Origin of the sequence: Bacillus sp. FSL M7-1020 (assembly GCF_038050415.1) — a bacterium.
Classification (GTDB): domain Bacteria; phylum Bacillota; class Bacilli; order Bacillales; family Bacillaceae_G; genus Bacillus_A; species Bacillus_A toyonensis.
This window is the reverse complement of record NZ_JBBOTW010000001.1, coordinates 112,501-115,000: the sequence shown is the minus strand read 5'-3', so window position 1 is coordinate 115,000 and position 2,500 is coordinate 112,501. Positions and strand designations below refer to the sequence as shown.

General features: G+C 38.3%; 2 protein-coding genes and 2 rRNA genes (2 of these 4 running past the window's edge). All 4 read right to left on the bottom strand.

Annotated elements, in window-relative coordinates:
• Nucleotides 1-443: the 5' portion of a DsbA family oxidoreductase gene (locus tag MHB70_RS00640; RefSeq protein WP_000687921.1), read on the bottom strand. It extends 289 nt beyond the left edge of the window; the window shows 443 of its 732 coding nt (coding positions 1-443); its start codon is at nt 441-443; its stop codon lies off the left edge, out of view.
• A gap of 195 nt (nt 444-638) precedes the next feature.
• Nucleotides 639-1,598 carry an alpha/beta hydrolase gene (locus MHB70_RS00635; protein ID WP_002093849.1) on the bottom strand — a complete coding sequence of 320 codons (960 nt, stop codon included), beginning with the start codon at nt 1,596-1,598 and terminating at the stop codon, nt 639-641.
• Nucleotides 1,599-1,875: 277 nt separating this feature from the next.
• Nucleotides 1,876-1,991, bottom strand: a 5S ribosomal RNA gene (gene rrf, locus MHB70_RS00630).
• Nucleotides 1,992-2,040: 49 nt separating this feature from the next.
• Nucleotides 2,041-2,500: ribosomal RNA gene (locus MHB70_RS00625) — 23S ribosomal RNA — on the bottom strand; it runs 2,462 nt beyond the window's last position.

The window sequence follows — 2,500 nt, the reverse complement described above, 5'->3', positions numbered from 1 at the left end:
TCTAAACCTGAAGCTTCAGCGATAGTAGCTAGCGTATCCACATCACTCAAGTTCTTTGATTCAGTAAAATATGCAAAAAGAAGATTTTCTGTAATCTCCTTTTCCTTCCCTTGATCCTTCGCAAACTTCGCTAGACGATGCGCATCAAAAGTGTTCGTTGGCTTCATCTCATCAAAATTAAAACTTAAACCCATACTAGCTGCATGATTTCCTAGTTGTACATTATTACGCTTAGCTTCTTCAATACTAATCCCATACTTTGATGCAAGCACTTCATTAATACTCGTTCCAGAGTAAACGGGAGTATTCGGATCTAGCTCAAAACTTTTAAACTCAACTTCAACATCCTTCTTATGCGGAAATTGCTCTAAAGCCATCTCTAATCTACGCTTCCCAATATAGCAAAATGGACATACAAAATCTGACCATACTTCAATTTTCATATTAACACCTCTTTAAAACTTAGTTTTCAATCATTGTAGCACTGAGATTAAGGAATTCAAAAGTTTTTGCTCTATTTCCTTCTATAGTACATACAAAAATATACTTATAGCAGAATACCTAATTAGAAAAAAACGATAATCAAAAGGGCAGACTATTCCCTCCGATTATCGTCTATAAAAATGAAACAACTTTAATTATGCCGGAATATACTTCTCTACGAATTTCCATACAGTATTCCAATATTTATTTGAATCTACTTTCTCCGCTTCCCCATGCCCCGCACCTGGAACAATTAACTTCTCTTTTTCTACTTTTGCAGCATTATACACCTGATCTAACATTTCAAAAGGAACAAATGTATCAGCATTCCCATGGATAAATAGCATAGGTGTTTTACTTCTCTCAACTTGTTTCACAGCTGAAGCCTCTTCTAAATCATATCCCGCCCTCAATTTAGTAACTGTATTGGCCGCATTCATAACAGGAAACTTCGGTAAGTGGAATAAATCTTTTAGTTGATACGTAAATTCATCAATAACAGTTGAGTATCCGCAATCTTCAATAATAACTTTAACGTTTGAAGGTAAATCTTCGCCTGAAGTCATCATTACAGTTGCTCCACCCATAGAAATACCATATAGAGCTATTTCAGCATTAGGATCTTTCTTTAAAATTTGTTGAATCCACAGTAGGACATCTTTACGATCATGCCAGCCCATACCAACATAATCCCCTTCACTATTTCCATGTCCACGAAGGTCTGGTGCTATGACATTATAGCCTCGTTCATAAAAGTTCCGAATATATTTCGTCATTTCTGATGCTCTGCCATTATATCCATGAACTACAATTGCCCATTTATGGCTAGATGATTCATTCATATATTCATAACCTTTTAAATTCAGCTTATCGAAAGAACGTACAGTTAATGTGTTCGGTTTATATTTCGATACAAAATCCGCATTCTTTTTTTCATTCGTAGCCAATACATCTCCCGATGCATTCACTGTTTCCGCCAAATGAGGGTTATCTTGCAAAAATTCTTTTTCTTGTTTCGCATTCAATGCGTAGTTATAAAAATAATTCCCAACTAACATATACGCGATTGTTAGAAGCACTAAAACTACTATAGTAATCATACCTATCTTTTTCATATTATCTCCTTTTTCCAAATTAAATCTCTTATGTTAACGTACCTCAAAAACAACTGTACTATTTTAACATACCGGTGAATCTTATCTATAAGAAATAAAATAGAAAATCTTAAATTACATATTAAAAATCACGAAAGAAACAGAATAAAACTTATATAGATATGTAACCAAAAATCTTAAAAGAATAGGGAGTTCTTTAAAATCCAAGTAGTATTTAGCATTGAAAAGAAGTTATAAAACACAAAAAAGACGAGTCATTCTGACTCGTCTTAAGCTTGCTTGGCGACGTCCTACTCTCACAGGGACAAGGTCCCAACTACCATCGGCGCTAGAGAGCTTAACTTCCGTGTTCGGTATGGGAACGGGTGTGACCTCTCTGCCATCATCACCAAACTATGAAGGCATATTCCTTCAAAACTAGATAACATTTGCTTCATATTATATGGTTAAGTCCTCGATCTATTAGTATTCGTCAGCTCCACATGTCACCATGCTTCCACCTCGAACCTATCAACCTGATCATCTTTCAGGGATCTTACTAGCTTACGCTATGGGAAATCTCATCTTGAGGGGGGCTTCATGCTTAGATGCTTTCAGCACTTATCCCTTCCGCACATAGCTACCCAGCTATGCCCTTGGCAGAACAACTGGTACACCAGCGGTGCGTCCATCCCGGTCCTCTCGTACTAAGGACAGCTCCTCTCAAATTTCCTACGCCCACGACGGATAGGGACCGAACTGTCTCACGACGTTCTGAACCCAGCTCGCGTACCGCTTTAATGGGCGAACAGCCCAACCCTTGGGACCGACTACAGCCCCAGGATGCGATGAGCCGACATCGAGGTGCCAAACCTCCCCGTCGATGTGGACTCTTGGGGGAGATAAGCCTGTTATCCCCGGGG

What these genes read in the sequence shown, in the direction of transcription:
- MHB70_RS00635 (WP_002093849.1), bottom strand. Translation starts at nt 1,598, where the DNA reads ATGAAAAAGATAGGTATGATTACTATAGTAGTTTTAGTGCTTCTAACA.